25 protein-coding genes are annotated in these 19370 nt (G+C 45.9%); 6 read left to right on the top strand and 19 right to left on the bottom strand.

Translation table 11 applies throughout. From position 1 onward, the window contains the following. The first annotated feature begins 9 nt into the window (after positions 1 to 9). Positions 10 to 942 carry a ketopantoate reductase family protein gene (locus tag D2U88_RS07800; RefSeq protein WP_119639796.1) on the top strand — a complete coding sequence of 311 codons (933 nt, stop codon included), beginning with the start codon at positions 10 to 12 and terminating at the stop codon, positions 940 to 942. 391 nt (positions 943 to 1333) lie between these two features. On the opposite strand, the gene D2U88_RS07795 is transcribed toward D2U88_RS07800, so the two are convergent. From D2U88_RS07795 to D2U88_RS07705, 19 genes are all read right to left on the bottom strand, one after another. Then, positions 1334 to 1849: a hypothetical protein gene (locus tag D2U88_RS07795; protein WP_147378555.1), complete on the bottom strand. Its 516-nt coding sequence runs from the start codon at positions 1847 to 1849 to the stop codon at positions 1334 to 1336. Between the two features lie 245 nt (positions 1850 to 2094). Further along, the gene (locus D2U88_RS07790) at positions 2095 to 2487 is read right to left on the bottom strand and encodes a group III truncated hemoglobin (RefSeq protein ID WP_119639794.1); all 393 of its coding nucleotides are present in this window, start codon (positions 2485 to 2487) and stop codon (positions 2095 to 2097) included. A gap of 121 nt (positions 2488 to 2608) precedes the next feature. Next, positions 2609 to 2968: a DUF488 domain-containing protein gene (locus D2U88_RS07785; protein WP_072880248.1), complete on the bottom strand. Its 360-nt coding sequence runs from the start codon at positions 2966 to 2968 to the stop codon at positions 2609 to 2611. Positions 2969 to 3004: 36 nt separating this feature from the next. Next, the gene (locus D2U88_RS07780; RefSeq protein ID WP_119639793.1) at positions 3005 to 3709 is read right to left on the bottom strand and encodes an SDR family oxidoreductase; all 705 of its coding nucleotides are present in this window, start codon (positions 3707 to 3709) and stop codon (positions 3005 to 3007) included. 4 nt (positions 3710 to 3713) lie between these two features. Continuing rightward, complete coding sequence (locus D2U88_RS07775; RefSeq protein ID WP_072880244.1) at positions 3714 to 4181, bottom strand: carboxymuconolactone decarboxylase family protein; 468 nt, start codon at positions 4179 to 4181, stop codon at positions 3714 to 3716. A gap of 10 nt (positions 4182 to 4191) precedes the next feature. Beyond that, a complete protein-coding gene (locus D2U88_RS07770; RefSeq protein WP_119639792.1) occupies positions 4192 to 4506 on the bottom strand; it encodes a carboxymuconolactone decarboxylase family protein in 315 nt (104 codons plus the stop codon). A gap of 24 nt (positions 4507 to 4530) precedes the next feature. Then, entirely contained in the window at positions 4531 to 4947 is a 417-nt protein-coding gene (locus tag D2U88_RS07765) for an OsmC family protein (protein WP_119639791.1), read from the bottom strand. A gap of 60 nt (positions 4948 to 5007) precedes the next feature. Beyond that, positions 5008 to 7776: an aconitate hydratase AcnA gene (acnA, locus tag D2U88_RS07760; protein WP_119639790.1), complete on the bottom strand. Its 2769-nt coding sequence runs from the start codon at positions 7774 to 7776 to the stop codon at positions 5008 to 5010. 148 nt (positions 7777 to 7924) lie between these two features. After that, entirely contained in the window at positions 7925 to 8218 is a 294-nt protein-coding gene (locus D2U88_RS07755) for a cupin domain-containing protein (RefSeq protein WP_119639789.1), read from the bottom strand. A 2-nt stretch (positions 8219 to 8220) separates the two neighbouring features. Continuing rightward, complete coding sequence (locus D2U88_RS07750) at positions 8221 to 9132, bottom strand: tryptophan 2,3-dioxygenase family protein (protein ID WP_119639788.1); 912 nt, start codon at positions 9130 to 9132, stop codon at positions 8221 to 8223. A 3-nt stretch (positions 9133 to 9135) separates the two neighbouring features. After that, positions 9136 to 9573, bottom strand: a complete 438-nt coding sequence (locus tag D2U88_RS07745) for a hypothetical protein (RefSeq protein WP_119639812.1) — start codon at positions 9571 to 9573, stop codon at positions 9136 to 9138. 1 nt (position 9574) lies between these two features. Then, positions 9575 to 9958: a group III truncated hemoglobin gene (locus D2U88_RS07740; RefSeq protein ID WP_119639787.1), complete on the bottom strand. Its 384-nt coding sequence runs from the start codon at positions 9956 to 9958 to the stop codon at positions 9575 to 9577. Next, a complete protein-coding gene (locus tag D2U88_RS07735; protein ID WP_072880231.1) occupies positions 9958 to 10380 on the bottom strand; it encodes a cytochrome C in 423 nt (140 codons plus the stop codon). Before D2U88_RS07735 ends, D2U88_RS07740 begins: the two co-directional genes overlap by 1 nt. Then, on the bottom strand, positions 10367 to 10654 hold the full coding sequence (locus D2U88_RS07730) for a hypothetical protein (protein WP_072880229.1): 288 nt from the start codon (positions 10652 to 10654) through the stop codon (positions 10367 to 10369). The genes D2U88_RS07735 and D2U88_RS07730 overlap by 14 nt, the downstream gene beginning before the upstream one ends. A 3-nt stretch (positions 10655 to 10657) precedes the next feature. Next, complete coding sequence (locus D2U88_RS07725; protein ID WP_119639786.1) at positions 10658 to 11671, bottom strand: cbb3-type cytochrome c oxidase subunit II; 1014 nt, start codon at positions 11669 to 11671, stop codon at positions 10658 to 10660. Positions 11672 to 11682: 11 nt separating this feature from the next. Then, positions 11683 to 13431, bottom strand: a complete 1749-nt coding sequence (locus D2U88_RS07720) for a cbb3-type cytochrome c oxidase subunit I (protein ID WP_417935277.1) — start codon at positions 13429 to 13431, stop codon at positions 11683 to 11685. A gap of 105 nt (positions 13432 to 13536) precedes the next feature. Continuing rightward, positions 13537 to 13854: a hypothetical protein gene (locus D2U88_RS07715; RefSeq protein ID WP_119639784.1), complete on the bottom strand. Its 318-nt coding sequence runs from the start codon at positions 13852 to 13854 to the stop codon at positions 13537 to 13539. 261 nt (positions 13855 to 14115) lie between these two features. Then, entirely contained in the window at positions 14116 to 14478 is a 363-nt protein-coding gene (locus D2U88_RS07710; RefSeq protein WP_072880489.1) for a hypothetical protein, read from the bottom strand. A 99-nt stretch (positions 14479 to 14577) separates the two neighbouring features. Continuing rightward, positions 14578 to 15258 (bottom strand): RNA polymerase sigma factor, encoded by a 681-nt coding sequence (locus D2U88_RS07705; RefSeq protein WP_072880221.1) that lies wholly within the window; start codon positions 15256 to 15258, stop codon positions 14578 to 14580. Positions 15259 to 15463: 205 nt separating this feature from the next. On the opposite strand from D2U88_RS07705, the gene D2U88_RS07700 reads away from it, so the two are divergent. The 5 genes from D2U88_RS07700 to D2U88_RS07680 all read left to right on the top strand — a co-directional run bounded on the left by D2U88_RS07700 (position 15464) and on the right by D2U88_RS07680 (position 19179). Further along, positions 15464 to 16129 (top strand): FAD-binding oxidoreductase, encoded by a 666-nt coding sequence (locus D2U88_RS07700; RefSeq protein WP_182859126.1) that lies wholly within the window; start codon positions 15464 to 15466, stop codon positions 16127 to 16129. Then, positions 16129 to 16782 carry a GTP cyclohydrolase I FolE gene (gene folE, locus D2U88_RS07695; RefSeq protein WP_119639782.1) on the top strand — a complete coding sequence of 218 codons (654 nt, stop codon included), beginning with the start codon at positions 16129 to 16131 and terminating at the stop codon, positions 16780 to 16782. The genes D2U88_RS07700 and folE overlap by 1 nt, the downstream gene beginning before the upstream one ends. Before the next feature lie 64 nt (positions 16783 to 16846). Beyond that, complete coding sequence (locus D2U88_RS07690) at positions 16847 to 17365, top strand: DUF4142 domain-containing protein (RefSeq protein WP_072880217.1); 519 nt, start codon at positions 16847 to 16849, stop codon at positions 17363 to 17365. 4 nt (positions 17366 to 17369) lie between these two features. Then, positions 17370 to 17720: a plastocyanin/azurin family copper-binding protein gene (locus tag D2U88_RS07685; RefSeq protein WP_072880215.1), complete on the top strand. Its 351-nt coding sequence runs from the start codon at positions 17370 to 17372 to the stop codon at positions 17718 to 17720. Positions 17721 to 17814: 94 nt separating this feature from the next. Next, the gene (locus D2U88_RS07680) at positions 17815 to 19179 is read left to right on the top strand and encodes a hypothetical protein (RefSeq protein ID WP_119639781.1); all 1365 of its coding nucleotides are present in this window, start codon (positions 17815 to 17817) and stop codon (positions 19177 to 19179) included. Positions 19180 to 19370: the final 191 nt, after the last annotated feature.

The raw sequence follows: 19370 nt of genomic DNA, 5'->3' as shown, positions 1-19370 counted from the left end.
ACACATATTTTGAATATCCTTGTTTATGGCGTCGGGGGAATCGGTGGCTATTTTGGCGGTAAATTGGCACTTACCGACCATCATGTCACATTTTTGGCCAGGGGAAAACATTTCGAAGCAATACATGAAAATGGTCTGTTGGTCAAGAGTTGGCAAGGTGACTTTACCGTTCGTCCCAATATGATCACAGATGATGTCGCTTCCATTGGAGTGCCCGATCTGGTGTTGTTGGGTGTAAAGAGCTGGCAGATTCCCGAGGCCATTGGGCATCTTCGACCACATCTTTTGCCACATACGGTGATCCTACCACTGCAAAATGGTGTGGACAATACCCAAAGAATCACCAAGTTGTTGACATCCGGCCATGTACTGGCCGGGTGTTGCAATCTTATCAGTTACATTGAGGCTCCCGGGATCATTAGGCATGCCCATTTTATCCCCAGTATTACCTTCGGGGAAGTGGATGATACATTGACGCAACGGGTATTGGAAGTCAAGGAATTGTTTGAAGAGGCAGGAATAGCCAATAATATTGCATTTGATATCGAAAAAGAGCTCTGGAAGAAATTCCTGTTCATTTGCCCGATCAGTGGTGTCGGGGCCTTGACCCGGTTGGAGATCAATACCATTTGTGCTGCACCATACCTATTCAAAATGGTTCGGGATGCTGCTTATGAAATATTGGAATTGGCCCGGACCATGGGCATTGCATTGTCCCAAAGGGATGTGGAGAGGACATTGGAAACACTGAAAAGCCAAGAGCATATGAGCACCACTTCCATGCAGAGGGACATCATCCATGGCAGACCCTCCGAACTTGAACATTTGACCGGATATGTGGTGCATCAAGCCAAAAAAAGAGGCATCTTCGCGCCCACAAATGAATTGATCTATGAATGTCTCTTGCCTTCTGAGCTAAAGGTGCGTAGATCTTCCGATTAAAACCAGGCCATCCTGATTGTTGTAGAAGGTCATACCTATTGGATTTCAATATTCATATACTCAATACAACATCTTCGGAATGTAAAATTGGGAAAGTAAGTCTTGCCAAATTACAGTTAAAAGCAAACGGAATGATATAAAAATGAAATCTGGCGGGTGGTATTTTGTAATTATAAACATACGCCCTATTAGGATGAAAATCTCCCTCGATGGGGATTTGAACTACTTATTGGGTTAGATTTCCAACACCCAAAGGCATGCTGCAATTCCAGTTGAAAATGCATAAGGCTTACCCTGCCATGGAGTTTCAGTCAACCTGAATGTATGAAATGGTAACGATCAATATGATTTTATAGGGTAATGTTGGCTATGAAGACCTATTGTTCAATGATCAATGTTTGTTTTTATCACGACAATTTTTATAAAATTCAAGAGCCAAATCAATCCCAAGTATCATAAACGATCCAAAACCAAAGATGGATGCGAGACTATAGGATAGGATTCTTTGGCCTTGGGTAATATTTACAAAATCCAGATTGAACCTGTATATGGTGATGAACAAAATAAAATACAGGCCAATAAACTTATAGGCAAACAATCTTTCCTTCAATGTACGGGAGGTTTCTGTAAACCCATAGATCAAAAGGAAGGATAGGGTGGTATAGACCATTACATATAACAACTCAAAAATACCCAACCAGTTGAACAGACCTTCCCAATCCACCCAATCATAAGGTTGAAGGACCTTAAAAAAAAAGACAGCCAAAAAGAAGGGTATAAAATGCCCTATATCAGTTTTGGACAACTTACCATAAAGCCCCCGTTTCAATAAGATGTGGATAAAAGGACAAAGGAGTAGTGCAAAAAATAAGAGTACTTTACTGAAACCTATGCTTATGAAGCCCATGCTATACTAAAATTCCTATCAAGATATTGGTCGCCCATGGAAGCAATATGAGAACATCCAAGGCGCTTTAAAAGATGTTTGCTGTCTCACACTCAAATAAAAATATCCCCCAGTTTCGTAGGGACACCAAAAGATTACGTCCATTGAACATTGGATGATTTTAAAGGGAATCGGTTACAAAACTTTAAAGGATTTAATGTCAACACTATGGAATATGGTGAAAGCAAAGGCATATGATCCTTATCTTATCGGTTTTCAAAAATGTTTACATAAAGCATGGTGGCAATCTTTCTGGCCCGGTTTTTTGCGATCCATGCCCTTTCTCCCTCGAAAAGCTGGTCCAAGGTCTGGAGCCATAGATTGAGCCATTGGCCAAAGTGTTCCATCGTGAGGGTTCCATTTATCCTTTTATCGACAGCCTGATGTACCTTAATGGGGTTGCCTTTGTATTTTTTGACCAGAAATAACTGGGACTCCCAAAAATCGGTCAACAGTTCGAAGTGACTTTCCCAGTCCATGACCATTTGATCGAATATGGGACCAAGCGTTTCGTGTTCCCGTATCTTGCCATAGAAGGTACGGACCAGAAGATCAACATCGCTTCTATCCAAAATATCATGCTTAATTTCTTTTTCCATGGCTTTTATGCATAATGACCATTAAACTTGGTAGGGATCCTACATGGGTTGTCCATTTATCACAATGAACATCTAGTTTACCATCCCATTACTTTTCATAGGTGAATGGATTACCAACAGATCAATAGCTTACCCTTCCCTCCAAGACACACTGTAATACCAGGGCATGATTGTGTTTGGTGTCCTTCGCACCATAAAGCAAGGTCACGTTCTGCTTTTTGGCCTTTCTGGCAATTTCATCCAATACCTCTTGTTTGTCTTCCAGTTCAATGAGGTATTTTTTTGCAAATTCCCAAAATCTATCAGGGTCGTGGTCAAACCATTTTCTCAAGTTTTCCGAAGGGGCGATTTCTTTCTTCCAACAATCGATCTTTGCTTTTCCTTTCGACACCCCCCTGGGCCAGATCCGATCTACCAGTATACGGTAGCCATCTTTGTTGGATGAGGCTTCATATATCCGTTTGATCTTAATTTTTGACATTTTAATGTGTGCTGAAACCTTATTTTCAAGTGGTGATCATTTGGGAGACATGGGACGTATAGTCAATTCGTCGATCAATAGCGTATCCGGGGTCTCCAGAACATAGATTGCCAAATCGGCAAGCGCTTGTGGCGCGATCATGCTATCATTGGGAAGGATACCGGAGTCCTCAAAGAACCTTGTGGCAATGGACCCTGGATTTAAACAGCTTACCCTGATGTTATGGGAGCGCAACTCCTTGAACAGGGCCGAACTAAATCCCTGTACCCCATATTTGGTCAGGCAATAGACCGCCGCTTCCTGTCTTGTGGTCTTTCCCAATATGGAACCGATATTGATGATGTGACACGTTTCCTTTTGCTTTTTCATCAAAGGGACCAGCCCAGTCGTCATATAAAAAAGGCCGTTGAGGTTGGTCCCGATCATTTCATCCCACTGTTCCCATGACAGTGCATCGATTTTTGCAAAATATCCCGCTCCTGCATTGTTGATCAGGATTTGCGGGGGCCGCATCCCTGAAAATGTTTCCGCTACCCACCCCATGACTTGTTCCCGATCCGAAATATCAAGGGGTACCGGGACAAAATGGCTCCCTAGTGTGGTGCGCAGTGCGATCAAGTCGGTTTCGGTACGGGCCAACCCATAGACCAACGCCCCTTTGTTTACAAGCGAAGTCGAAATGGCCTTTCCCAAGCCCTTGCCGGCCCCGGTGACCACGGCTATCTTGTTCTTGAGTTCCATAGGTTTAAGTGGTATTGTTTTTTTCTTGATCAGTACCGCCACATACCGTATGGAAACACTTGGACAAGCGGTTCCAACCATTGGTGGCAATGATGCAAAAGGTCAATGCGACAAGATCTTCTTCGGAAAAATAGCCCCGTGCGGTCTTATACAGTTCATCCGGGATTTCATGGGCCGCGATCAGGGTCAATGCCTCGGTCCATGCCAAAGCGGCCCTTTCCCGTTCTGAAAACAAGGCGGAGCGTTCCCACTTGCCCAGGGCCACTAAACGCTGCTCGCTTTCACCTGTGGCCAAGGCATTCCCTAGGTGCATGTCCAGACATTTGTCGTTACCGTTGATCTGGGAGATTCTTAGCTTCACCAGTTCACATAGGGAAGGCTTAAGATTTGAATCGGAAGCGCATCTTTCCATTTCTACCAGCCCTTTTAAGGCCGTGGAATTTGATTTCAGGATGTCCAATCGTTCTTTCATAACGTAGGTTTCACGGATTGTTTTCCATTTCCTCCATGGCGATATTGGCGTGGGAGTAGGCGGCTCCGGCCCGCATTTCAGCGGCCACCCAAATGGCCTCCATAATCTCTTCCTTACTTGCCCCTTTGCGCAATGCCAATGGGGTGTGCGCCTTGATACACCAAGGACATTGTGTGACATGGGCCACCGCTACCGCTATAAGTTGTTTTGTCTTTTCGTCCAGGACCCCCTCCTTGAAGACCGTTCGACTGAACTTGCGCCAAGCTTCAACCTGGTTCGGGGCAAGACTGGCCTTTTTTTGTGCCAATTCTGTTTCTTTGCTCATCGTATTTCTGTTTTGTAGGAATGGTTATTGTAATTCCGCATCCAAGGTTATTTCCAGATCCAGGGCCTTGCTGACAGGGCAATTGTCCTTGGCCTCATGGGCACACTCCAAAAACGTTTCTTGGTCGATGTCGGGTATGATGGCCCGTAAGGTCAAATGGGATTTGGTGAGCTCAAGGGAATCCACATCCATGGAGACCGTGCTGGTGACATCCAGGGATTCTGCCGTAAACCCGGCTTCGTTGAGAAAAAGGCTCAGGGCCATGGCAAAGCAGCTGGCATGTGCCGCGGCGAGCAATTCATCCGGATTGGTGGCCTTACCATCCCCGAACCGGGAATTGAAGCAATATTTATGGTTGTCCAGTACCTTGCTCTGGGTGGTAATGGTACCTTCTCCTTCCTTTAGGGATCCGCTCCAAACGGCATTGGCTTTACGTTTCATAGGTCTCTGTTTTAAAGATTAATATACTATTCGAGGGACCGTTGTAGGTCTTCCTTGATTTTATTGATTTAAATATTGGCGCAGTACATACTGTAATATGCCACCGTTGCGATAGTAGGCAATTTCAATATCCGAATCCAATCGGACCGTTGCCTTGAACCTCACATGGGTTCCATTTTGTTTTTGGGCAATCACCTCAAGGTCTTTTAGAGGTTTCAGATCTTCCATTATCCCGGTAATGGTGAAAATTTCATAACCATCGAGATTTAATTTTTTTGCTGTATCGCCCTGTTGGTATTGGATGGGCAAAACGCCCATGCCTATTAGGTTGCTCCTGTGGATCCGTTCAAAACTTTCGGCCAATACACATTGGACCCCCAAAAGAAAAGTGCCCTTGGCCGCCCAATCCCTGGAAGAACCACTACCATATTCCTTACCGGCCAGAACGACCAAGGGTGTTTGGTCTTGCTTGTATTTCATGGCGGCATCAAAGACCGTCATCACCTCACCTGTGTGCAGATACCGGGTGTATCCCCCTTCTTGGTCCACAAGCCCGTTCTTGATACGGACATTGGCAAAGGTGCCCCGAACCATGACCGCATCATTGCCCCGACGGCTCCCATAGGAATTGAAATCCCTTGGGCTTACCCCACAACTGACCAAATAACGGCCCGCTGCCGAATTTTCATCAAAGGAGCCCGCCGGGGAAATATGGTCTGTGGTGATACTGTCCCCCAATACCAATAGGGCCCTTGCATTTTTGATGTCCAATGTTTCCGGTACCGCTGTTGGAAGGTCGTTGAAGAAGGGTGCCTCCTTGATGTAGGTGGAACCCCCGTCCCAGTGGTACAGTTCTCCGGTTGGGACCTCGAGGGCCTTCCAGCTCTTGTTGCCCGCAAAGATTTCCCCGTAGTTTTTGGCAAAGTCCCTAGGGGAAAGCACATCGGCCAAAATGGAATTGATCTCGGAATCCGTTGGCCAGATGTCCTTGAGATATACGGCTTGTCCGTTCCTATCATGGCTTATGGGCTCCTGGGTCAAATCAATATCGACTCTTCCCGCCAGGGCATAGGCGACCACCAGCATGGGGGACATTAGAAAGTTCATTTTTACCTGGGGGTGTACCCTGGCCTCAAAATTTCGATTGCCCGACAATACCGAGGCGGCCACCAATTGGTGTTGGTCAATCGCTTGGGCAATGGGAGGGGGCAAGGGCCCCGAATTTCCAATGCATGAAGTACACCCATAACCGACCAAATGGAATTGTAGGGCCTCCAGATCCTTCATCAAATCCGCTCTTTCCAAATAATCGGTGACCACTTTGGAACCGGGGGCAAGGGAAGTCTTTACCCATGGCCTGACATCAATGCCCCGCTCCCGGGCCTTTTTGGCCAAAAGGCCCGCCCCGATCATCACGTAGGGGTTGGAGGTGTTGGTGCAGGAGGTAATGGCCGCAATGACGACCGAACCATCCGCAAGCATGAACCCATCATTATCCTGGTCGATCCAAGCCGTTCTGAGCGCTTTCCTTTCCTTGGTGCCCAAATGCTCCGAACCGGAAGGAGGAGATTGGTGACCTTGCTTATGGGATAGGGATCCTAAGGTGGGCATTGTCCTATGGTCAGGGGATATATAATCCCTGTGATGGGATTGGGAGAGGAAATCTATAAACGTGGATTTTAGATTTTTCAGTAAGATTTTGTCCTGAGGTCTCTTGGGGCCCGCCACCGTGGGTTCTATGGTCGAGATGTCCAGCTCAAGGACCTTGGTGTAGGCGATGCGGTCCTCATGCTCCCGCCAGAGCATATTGGTCCTACAATAGGATTCCACCAATGCCAGTTGTTCTTCAGGACGATTGCTCGCCCTCATATATTCAAGGGTCTTGTCATCAATGGGGAAGTAGGTGACGGTGCACCCAAATTCTGGCGACATATTGCCAATGGTGGCCCGATCCGGCACGGAAAGGTGATCCAATCCTGGGCCAAAGACTTCCACAAATTTTCCCACGACCCCCTCTTGCCTCAACAGGTTGGCCACGGTCAATACCAAATCGGTGGCCGTGGACCCCAAAGGAAGTCTGCCCTTGAGCCTAAGGCCAATGACCTCCGGCATGATAAAGTAAAGAGGTTGCCCCAATACGGCAGCCTCGGCCTCGATGCCCCCGACCCCCCAGGCCAATACACCGATTCCATTGACCATGGGTGTGTGACTATCCGTTCCGACCAAGGTATCCGGAAAAAGTTCACCGTCCCTTTCAATGACACCTTTTGAGAAATATTCCAAATTGACTTGATGACAAATTCCCATTCCCGGGGGGACCACCCTAAAATTGGAGAAGAATTTCTGTGCCCACTTCAAAAACGCATAGCGCTCTTGGTTCCGTTGGTATTCCTTTTCGATGTTTCGATCATAGGAATAGGCCGTGCCAAAAAAATCCACCTGGACGGAATGGTCAATGACCAGATCAACGGGGACCAAGGGATTGATCGTTTTCGGATCCTTGCCCTTTCGGGCCAACTCGGCACGTAACGATGCTATGTCGACGACCGCAGGAACACCGGTAAAGTCCTGCATCAATACCCGGGCCGGCTTAAAGGGAATATCCTTGTTGGAGGGTTTGGACCCCCAATGCAAAAGGGTTTCAATATTTTCCTGGGTTACCGAGAACCCATCATGGTTCCGTAGGGCATTTTCCAATAGGATACGGATGGAAAATGGCAATCGATCAATATCATGGCCCTGTTTTTTGAGTTCCCCAAGGCTATAATATCCATAATCTTTCCCATTTACCGTAATCTTCTTTTTTGTAATGTAAGGTGTATCTGCCATCGGTTCATCTTTTTTTGTTCCTGTTTATATCATATCCATCTTTCAGTAAGGTAAGAAAATGTCCTTGCCCCTTAAAAGTAAAATGCCCCATATTGGGAAACCACCGCGCCTATCCTATCCGACCGTTGTTCCAGTGCTTTATTTCTGGTCAGATAAATTGGATTTCAGCATTCACGGGCATGGTGACAACAGCCTTGAATTCTTTCAATACGGTGAGGGTATGTTCCTTTTTTGCTGGGATGATGAACACACTGTCTTTTCCCAGTTTGTGTTCGCCATCACACATTTTTAAAAGGGCCTCCCCCTTTTTGACCATTACCACTGCTTCCCCGGTACTATGGTGGTGGGGCATTACCATGCCCGGTAACCCTACGACTTCCAAAACCTTGTAGGTCTTACCTTTGACCATAACCTGTAATCGGGGCCTGTTCATTGTTTCCATAATCAACTACTTTTTGTTTCTCCCCACTGTTCTTTTTCACTTTCAGTCCATAGCGCTGGGAAGAATTTGCGCTGTTGGTGTCTCGGATGTAGATACTTTTTCCACTGGGAACCCCCAGTAGCAGTTTTCTTTCCGTCATTACTTTCCAAATAATGGGCGGCCGTCCTTAGGTGTACCAAGGGCCACTCCACATTGTAGAGATGGTCGAATTCCTTGAGGACATCCAAAAGTAGGGTTGATGGGTGCTGTATGCCCTCTAGTTTATCCTGTAAGGTCTGCCCCCGTACCTTTTTGGCCAAAACCATGAAATCCTCAAGGTATCTTTCCTCGAACCGTGCCAAGGTCAGGGTCTTTTTGCCCGTATTGCGATCATACCCGGCATCCCTCCAATAGATATGGTCAAAATAATCCTGTATGGATGGGTCTTTGGGGAGCCTTTTCCTACCTTCCGCATTTATGAGGTTTTCCAAAGGGGTACAAAGGAGCTCGATGTATCGGAACTGGGCGCTCTGAAAACCACTGGCAGGGGTCAGTGTCTTACGAAATTCCTGGTATTCCCCATAATCCATCCCATCCTTCATAATAGCAAAGGAATCGATCAGCATTTTGGTGTAGCGTATGCAGCGTTTGATCTTTGTGACCATCTGGTCCCCATCAACCCCCTCCCTGTATACAAGCTGCTCCAGTTCATGCCGCATCATTTTCAATAGGAGTTCGGTAACTTGGTGATATAGGATGAAGATGGTTTCATCCTTGAACGGGGTTCGGGGCCTTTGAAGGCTCAGCAAGGTATCGACCCCTATATAATCCCAATAGGTAATGGGCGCTGCATGAAGGAGTCCTTGTAGATGGGTTTCCGGGTTCTCACCCATTTCTTGGTACTTGTCAATAATCTGATCAATCGTATCGGACATATGCTATCTTTTAAAAAGTTTGGCCCCCAATAGGGACAGACAGACCACCTTACAGATTTCCATACCCTCATAATACAGATGCAGATATGAATTTTCAGGCTCCTGTCCTTGGAGCAATAGTTCCACCCGGACATTCAACGCCGGCAACAGCCAAACGGTCTGGAGGACCAATAAGGTCAACGGTATGGCGTATAGAATGGTTCTGGGTGAAGAAAAATGGGCCTTGCCCACTACAAAATTGCCCAGTATGATAAGGGCAAGTACCCATTCCACTTTGTTCAGGGCACTGAACACCAAGCGGCCTATGCCCAATCCAAGGGGTACCGTTATGCCGGGGGCCTGGAACTTGAGCCAAGCCTCCATAAAACTGATGGCCCCGATAAAACCTATCCAAAGAAAGGAAGTGGCCAATGCAATGGGATATCGTACATGTGTCCTCATCTCATCTATTTTCATTAAGGTTGGAGCAGGCCACAATGTTGTGATGGAACGTTTCCGCCATTTTAGCGACCTGTATTTTGAATTCCTCGGTTTTTTGGCCTTCAAACAATTGATCCAAGGTCCTCTGGAACAATGTTACCCAGTGATCAAAATAATCCTTTCCATGGGGGAGATCCACATGGGGCAAAAAAGGATTGCCGAAATATAAGGGATCATCGAGCAGTATGGAGTGCCAGAATCTGTACATTTTGTTCAAATGACCGGGCCAATCCCCCTGCAAGGCCTCTTCGAACACGGGACCTAAAAGATCATCGTTACGCACCCGATCATAAAAGACATCCACGAGAAGTTCAACATCATCCATTGGCCGTATATCACATTTCATCAGAAAAAGGATTTGTAGAGTTCAGGATTCCAGTACATGATGGCATAGAAAAGGGCAAAACCAACAAAGATGACCAGAAGGGCCCATACCCAAGCCGGAATGGCCTTTGGGGTTTCCGATCCACGGATGACGAATGAATCGTTCGTCTCACTACCATAGGCATTTATGGTAATGGAAACCTGGGTATCGACCACTTCGTTATCCTTCAGGCCGACCACGGCAATTTCAGGACCATTGCGCACCTCAAAGGGAATGGTCCGTATCCCCTCCACATTGTTGGATGATCGGGCCACAATGCGCAGACTGTGTTTCCCATCGGGTATCTTGGTGGTATCCAGAACAAATTTTACGGGAGGGGAAAACTCGGCAAATGGTCTGGGTTCCTCGTCCAAATAAACCTTAATGATCCTATTGTCCTCCATGTTCCCTCAAATTATGGTCCCAGACAATGTTCTTGATATGGTCAGGTTCATGCTCCCGGGGACGTACCAAGAACTTGATGCTGAAAAATAAGGTGACGATCACCAATAGGATGGCGGACCATGTTATAATGTAATCCATATTGCCAGTAGGTCCCTGGCCATGTGTAATGTTCTCAAAACCTTTGGGCTGATTTTTTTTGCATAGGTCACATGCCCATGCGACCTGATGGCCCAGACCAAAAAGTATACCGTAAATGGGAATCAATCGTTTCATTTCCTAAGGGTTTAGATCTTTGTTTATGTATTCACGTATCTTACGGACCTCTTCTTCGGTTACCTTGGATCCGGTATTGCCCCAGCTGGTCCGTTCATGGGTCGCAATGGCTGCGATCTCGGCATCGGAAAGCTGATCGGCAAAGGCCTGCATGGTCGCAAATTCCGAACGTGCATCATAGCCCTGCAAAATGATTTTGATCATCAGCTCAGGGTCCTTATTATTGACAATCCCACTTCCGGCCAAGGGAGGGAATGCACCGACCACTCCCTTGCCATTGTCCTGATGGCAAACCGCACAGGTCTGCAAATACAGATTTTCACCGTTCAGGGCGTTGGTATCGTTGCCCTCCGATGTACCGGGCGTTTGTTTGGATTCCAGGGCCGGGATGAACTTTTCTTCCCGTCCATCAGGCAAGCTCGTCTGTTGCAGTGATTGAAGGTAGGCAACCAATTGTAAAGCCTCCTCCTTGGCAATAACGGTCTTGCCCGAGGGTGGGGCGAAAGCATCTGGAAGATTGACTACCTTCTCATCACCAGTGACGGTATTGGTATCCCTTATATCAAATAGCCATGGATACGAAGGCATGATCGATTGTCCAACGACCGAACGTGGATTGTACAAGTGGAGCAAGTGCCAATCAATGCTTGGCTGGCGTTTGCCGATATTGGTCAGATCCGGGCCAGTACGTTCACTGCCCAAAAGGGAAGGGGATTGCCGCCAAACACCCATGCGTTCCTTGCTGTAATAATAATCGGAAGGGATGGAGGGACGGTCTCCCCACATATTGTCCATTTCAATATTGCGCACCTGTTGGGTATGGCAGGAGACACAGCCTTCCCGAATGTAGATATTCAATCCCTCCCTTTCATTTTCTGTCATTGCCGGTTGCTGTGGCAAGGGCTGTACATCCTGCATTTGATAGGCGGGGAACACCGCGACAATAAAACTGAGGGTTACAAATCCCACTAGGGCTGCTATGACCAGTACTTTATGATTTTTATGAAAATCGAACATAATATTTTGACTTAATTGTTAACCTGTCCCACTTGGGATACACGCATAGGTTCAACCGACTTCCTTTTGTTTACCATAATGTAAAAGTTATAGGCAAAGACGAGGTGCGAGGTGAACATCAACGACCCACCGATGGCACGCCATAACCAATAGGGTTTCATCAATATGACGGAATTCAGAAATGCATTGCCCTCAATCCAGCTCAAGCCCTTGTAGGTCCCACCCACCATTAGGGACACCATGTAGGCAAAGAGTCCTATAAAGGCCATCCAAAAATGTGCCCCTACCAGGACCTGTGGTGGTTCCTTGCCGGTAAGCTTGGGCAAGATCGTATAGATACAGGCCCAAAGGATAAAGGTGATGATACCATACATGGTCATATGTGAATGGGCCACATTGAAATCGGTAAAGTGCCACACGTAATTGGTAAACCTGAACGCTTGTACACTGCCCTGGGTGGAACCGACAAAATAAAAGATGACCCCGACCAGGAAGAAGGGAAGGACATAACTCTTTGATATATGGCTCCAACTTCCCCTCATGGTCATTAGAAAATTCGTTGTGCCGGCCACCACGGGAATGAACATCCCCGCACTGAAGACAATGGCGGTGGTCTGCAACCACCAGGGGAGGGGGCTGAACACGAAGTGATGCGTACCGATCATGGTATAGAACAGCATCTGGGTCCAAAACGCCAATACCCCCAGGGAATAGGAATAAATGGGCTTGTTCAATGAAGAGGGCAGGTAATAATAGATCAGTCCCAAGGTAAAGGTCATAAACCACATGCCCACCCCTTGGTGCATATAATATCCCTGTATAACGGTCTCGCCCAAGCCGTCGGAGAAAAAGGGCATATACCCGATAATGGCCAATACCGTGGTCCATATCAATGCGGCCAGTATGTACCAATTGGATACATAGATATCCGCTATTTTCCGGGAGGCAATGGTTTTATAGAAATTCCAAAATGTAATGATCAGGCCAATGGCAAAGATCAGCATCACAGGCCAAGTGTATTCCCGGTACTCGCCACCGCCATTGTTGATTCCCGACATCAGGGAGAGGGTGCCCAAGAACACAGTGAGATTGATCAACCGCCAAGTCCACCATGCACTTCCATAACTATAGATCTTGGCATTGGAGGTACGGGCGATCACAAAATAACCAAGGCCGATCATGGCCAAGGAGGCCCACCCCCAAAATACCGCATTCGTATGGACAGGGCGCAACCTTCCAAAGGATAGCCAGGAAAAATGGTCCATTTCCGGCCACAAGAACTTCATTCCCACGTATTGGCCCACCAAAGTCCCAAATACCAACCAGAACACGGACGCCCCCAAATAATAGGTAACGATCTTTTTGAGTTCATCTGGCGTTTCGATGCCCAGAGGTGTTTTTTTCTTTTCGTCGAACAGGGGATTTTCGGGTTCATGGGTCACCCGACCTATCAGGCCCTTTTCATCCACCGCTCCCTGGTCACTACCAAGTTCTGTGCCTTTCAGTCGATACTTCAATCCACTTTTACGTTGTTGGAGGATAATATCGATATCTTCCTCCTGGAGTGCCAATAGCTCTTCGTTGAAGGCAAGGTTCTTCTTTTCGATCTGTCGATGTTTCAACAGCTTTACATAGGAGTTGAGCCTCGCCATGAAAATGAGGACCGCAATAAAAATAACAATGAAGACCAGGACCAAAGTGCCTATTATTCCAGGACTCGTTATCCAATTTTCCGAATTCACCGTTGTAGTTTGTGCCACCGCTGTAAAGGGTAGAAAAAAGAGTGATAAAATAAAGATCTGCCTACTATAATCCATTGTACATCTTAAATAGGACAATTTTGTCCGTTTTTTGTTTAATTTTTTTTACCCCTTTGAACGGCTTGTTGCTGCAAACAACCTGTTCAATCGTTGGTATGAAGCATCCCGATATGGGTTCTCACCGACTTGGTACTGGCCCTCCCTTTGCGCAGAAATGTTTTGAAAGAAATCGTTCATCTCCCAGGGAGTCCCCAACCGGAACTTCTTGGTCATCCCCTTGATCGGGCAATCCACGCCACATCCTTGGGCGGTGGGATTCCCTTGATCCATGTGCGGCCGTAATGATCCAAACGGTACCTCTTTCGGTTTGCACCATTGGGGCACCTTGACCCTAAGTTCATTTGTAATCGATCCGTTTTGCATGGTTGGAAAAGGATTTTGGACAAAGATAATACTAAAAATAAATCGGACAAAAATGTCTTAAATAAATATCCATGAAAATATTTGATGCACCATTGCTGGATTGGGCAAGATGGAAGCATAAGATCGTATAGGGCTGAAAAATAAAGGACCATACTAAAAAAGCATGGCCCTTTGGAGGCATCATGAGTAAAAAATTGTGCCTGTATCGTTGTTCAATGATTTTACCTCGTATTTGAGTGTTCAACAATTCCCATGGCAAACCTATTCGGATAATTTTACCAAGGACAGGGCCGCAATGGCCATGACCAAGTCCCTCACGGCCACATCGAAATGATTGCCGGTAAAAATCAAAACCAATGCTATCAAGGTCAACCAGAGGGCGACTATATAACCACCGATTATAGTCCGTACAAAAACGACTACCCCGGCTGCGATCTCGACCACTCCGATAATACCCATAAAAATTCCTATATCCACGGGCAATGCTTCAATAAGACCGGTTGACATATATTGGGACCAATCCGTCAATAAATTCGTAAACTTGTCCAGTCCAGCTACGATTGGAACAATTCCAAACGTATATTTCAATAAATTTTGCACTTTTTGTACATTGGCAAGTATCATATTTTTACTATTTATGGTGAACCCTTTAGATGCAGATGTCATGGACGGGTTACAAAAAGTATGATATAAGTCTTCGCTTTTTATCTATTGTATCAAACATTAACCCAGTTCCATATGCTGAATCCTTTTAAGGACCAATTCCACAAGGCGGTCGCATTTGTGGTTGCCAAATTCAAATATATTCTTGGTGTTTGTGGCCGTAAAGATATAATCCTTGATCATGTTCCTCGCCCTGAACAATCGTACTTTTACATTGCTGACGGTCAGATCAAGACTTTTGGATATCTCAGGAATCTCCATGCCTTCCACCTCCCTAAGGATAAAGATGATCTTATACTTTTGGGGGAGCGTATCGACCGCCTTTTCTATAAAGGCAGTCGACTCTTTGTAAATGGTATTGTTTTCTGGGTTCATGACTGAAGTATCTGCAATTTGAAGAACACCCGTCTCGTATTCAAGGGCGGTCGATCTATAATTTTTCAGTTTTCGCTTTCGCTGTAGTGCTTCATTGATCCCTATCCGTACCAACCAAGTCGAAAAAGTAGATTCATTTTTGAATTGATATAATTTTTGATAGGCCTTTACATAGGCATCCTGCATGATGTCCTCGACATCGGTATCCTGATTGAAATAGCTCCGTACGGTACGAAACAATAACTCATTGTATCTCCTCATTAAGATTTCAAATAGTTCGGTCTCCCCATTCAATACTTTTTCCACGACCACATGGTCCGGTAGTATTTTTTCGGATTGGATAAAATCGTTTTTGCTTGCCACCATGATGTTCCATTTTTAGTTGGGCTACATCCATTGGATGCATTAATGTCTTTTCGGTTACAAAATTTGTAACCGCCTATTAAAATTATCATCTAACCTGTGGTGCTGGACTTTTCTATGTGAAAGGCCAGGTACCAAAATGGAAGATTGGAAAATGCCATCGTACCACTACAGTCAAGGTACAAAATTGGCCTTAAATATGATTATCATGGGATTTTTAGTAAAAATCATAAGAAAGGAGTGGTTGACCCACAATGTAATTCAGTTTGTCTTGGAAAGACCAAAGGAATTTCAATGTTCCATCGGCGATGCGGTGGATATTATATTGGAGCCCAGTGGGCCGAAACAACGATCGGCACCTTTTACCTTGACCAATTTACCCGATTCAACAGTCCTGGAACTGATCATCAAGGTCTACCCTGATCGGAAAGGTTTTACGGCCGCCCTTTCCAAAAAGGAAATTGGGGATACATTGGACATAAGTGAAGCGTGGAGGTCCTTTGAATATCTGGGCAAGGGAACGTTCATTGCGGCCGGGTCCGGTATTACGCCTTTTATCCCCATGATCAAGGAGGCCAAAAGGCGGGGGACCCTATCAGGACATAAATTGATCTATGCCAATCGGAACTTGGAGGACATTATCCTTAAAAATGAACTCGAGGAGTTCTTGGGGCTTCATTGTTGCAATATCCTGAGCAGAGAACGGGCGGCTGGATACGCACATGGAAGAATTGACAGAAAATATTTGAATTCCAGGGTCACCGAACCCGATCAATATTTTTATGTGTGCGGGCCTGATGCCTTCTCCCAAAACGTAAAGGGCCTTTTAATGAATCTTGGCGTCAAGGAGCGCAACATACAAATAGGATATTAATGAAGGATAGTAAACGTGATCAAACCGGAGTGGGTACCATGGCCGGGGTCAATGGTGCGTCGTACAATGGAGAGACCTGCCAACATCAAAGGAATAAAGATAGAATGACCGAAATCGCCCATCATTTTGGTAGAATAATGGAGGTGCTCGGGCTGGATCTGGATGACCCTAGCTTAAAGGATACGCCGGCACGGGTCGCAAAAATGTTTTTAAATGAAGCCTTTATTGGTCTGGATGAGGCCCAATTTCCCGAAGTGTCTTTTTTTGACAATACCTACAACTTTGATGAAATGGTTGTTGTCAACGACATTAGTCTATATTCCTATTGCGAACACCACTTTGTGCCCTTTTTTGGAAAGGTGAATGTCGCATATTTTCCGAATAAAAAGGTCATTGGGCTTTCCAAGATCAATAGGATCGTGGACTTTATCGGTAGAAAACCACAGGTCCAGGAAAAATTGACCAGGGAAATCGCGGAGACCTTATCCGCCCTTTTGGACACGGAACATGTGGCCGTATATGTGGAGGCCAACCATCTCTGCGTGGCCTCGAGAGGCATCAAGGACCATAACAGCCATACAAAGACAGGGAGTTATTTGGGGAAGTTCAAAAATGAATGGACCAAAAAAGAGTTCATGTCGACTTTCCAATAAACTTTTGTAACCGCATTCGCCCGTTTGCATCCAATGGATGTATTAACAAATAAAAACTGTAAAAATGAGAAAAGCTTTTAGTCTAGTGGTCATCGCAATGTTGGGTGTCCTTGCTTTTGGACAAGAAACCCCGTTGATGGACACTGAGGTGGCGTCAGTGGCCGTTGTGGCGAACCAAATTGATATCGATTATGCACAGATAGCTTTGGAAAAGTCCAATAACAAGGAAATATTGGATTTTGCCAATAGAATGGTCAAGGACCACAATGCAGTGATTGCACAGGCGGTGGCATTGGTCAAAAAATTGGGGGTCAACCCAAAGGACAATACGGTCAGTCAATCCCTTTTGGCAGATGCCGAGAAGACCAAGAAAAAATTGAAGAGAACCGCCAAGAAAAAATTTGATGAAGCCTATATTGATAATGAAGTAGCGTATCATAAAGCGGTTATTGGGGCGGTAAAGAACCTTTTGATCCCCGAAACGGAAAACAGTGAATTAAAGGAATTGCTCAGTGCCGTGGTGCCGGCCCTGGAAGCACATTTGGGACATGCGGAAATGGTCCAAAAGAATATTAAGGGGTAATACAATGAAATCCTTGATTCCAAAAATAACGGTGTCCTCAATAATCCTGTTGACATTCTTTATGGAGGTCTGGGCCTATAACAAACTCAAGGTCATGGAAGAACCCCCGAAGAAACACACGGTAAAAATATTCCGGATGAAGTTCATTCCAGACCATTTGACCGTGAAGGAAGGGGATACCGTGGAATGGGTGAACAAAGATTTTTACCTCCATGATGTGACCGATGAAAAAAACCGCAAATGGACTTCAAAACCTTTTGGCCAAAATGAGGTCTGGAGTAAAGTGGTGACAGAGGATGAACAATATTTCTGTAACCTTCACAAGGTTATGAAGGGAACCATTACGGTTGAATAAAATTTTTGAAAAAGAAAATTATGGAAAAACCGGTTTGGAGCCTTGTGTTCCAAACCGGTCCAATAACTGATTTTGCAATCTAAATTAAACTACCATGAACAAATACTTTTATTTAAGATTATCGGTACTCACTGTAATGTTCGCCTATTTGTCCGGTTGTACAAAGACGGAGACCATTACCGAAACGGTTACCGAGACCATTACGGAAACGGTCACGGATACCATTATCGAGACCACCATCGATACATTGCGCCTTGATCCAGTGCTCGTGGCGGAGGGTAAAGAGGTCTTTAGACACGATACTTTCGGGGATGAGGCGTTTTGGAGCGGCGTACTTCACCTTGACAAGGCTATCCTGGGAGCGGACAATGGAGGATATGGAGGAGGTGTGAGCCCGGCAACAGCGTTGGCTGTTGGACTTAAAGTGGATGCGGAAGCACTGCCAGACGAAGTGGTCTCCTTGATACAGTCGGGGGATGTTGACCTGAATGACCCGGCCACAACGGTGGAATTGCTTCGGTTGAATTCAGTTGTCGGGATCAAAGGCAATTTTGATGGTGCCGGGGATCTTTCCTCCATCGGGATAACGTGTGCCCTGTGCCACTCAACCGTGGATGATTCATTTTCTGCCGGTATAGGCAAACGATTGGATGGCCATCCCAACAGGGACTTAAATGTAGGTGTCATTGTTTCGTTGACGGACAATGCCCAATTTTTGGCCGATTTGCTCCATGTGGATGTCCCTACGGTCAATGCAGTATTGAATGGTTGGGGCCCTGGTAAGTTTAATGCCGGCCTGATGGTGGATGGTATCGCCACACGACCTGATGGGTCCATTGCCGCCAACCTACTTCCGGCGGCCTATGGATTGCAGGGCGTTAATTTGGCGACCTATACCGGTTGGGGGGATATGGTCTATTGGAATGCCTTTGTCGCCAATCTGGAAATGCACGGTCAAGGGAACTTTACAGATGCCAGGCTGAATGATGCGGGCATGTTCCCCATAGCCGTGGAAAATAATTTTGCCAATGTGGTCAATTCCCCGGATTTGATTACCGGAAAACTTCCAGCACTGCAGGCCTACCAATTGTCATTGGATGCACCGACACCTCCCGAAGGAAGTTATGATGTAGCGGCCGCTGAGCGGGGCAAGGTCCTTTTCGATGGTCCCGCACAATGTGCCACCTGCCACATCGCACCCATTTTCACAGATGCCGGGTTTAACCTGCATACAGCAGAGGAAATTGGAATCGATGATTTTGAAGCGAGTAGATCGCCCACGGGAATGTACAGGACCACACCTTTGCGAGGCTTGTTTGCCCGCATGAAAGGAGGCTTTTACCATGATGGAAGATTTGCCACCTTGGCCGAGGTCATCGATCATTACGATGGACATTTTGACCTTCAACTCTCACAAGGTGATAAGGACGATTTACAAGAATATTTAAAATCCATATAAATATAAAGACTTGGTTGATTATTGATTGATTGATGGATTGAATGATTGATTGATGATGGTTGTTCCTGACCAGGGCCTCATTGGGCATTACAACCGATGGGGCCTTGGTTTTTGATTGACCGGAATTTGGTGTAAATGAAAAATTGATTTTCACTTTAATTCTAAAAAAAAATTATGATTGGATTTATACC

It is taken from the genome of Flagellimonas aequoris (genome assembly GCF_003584165.1).
Classification (GTDB): Bacteria; Bacteroidota; Bacteroidia; order Flavobacteriales; family Flavobacteriaceae; genus Flagellimonas; species Flagellimonas aequoris.
The sequence above is the reverse complement of the archived record's forward strand: the minus strand, read 5'-3'. Positions and strand labels throughout refer to the sequence as shown.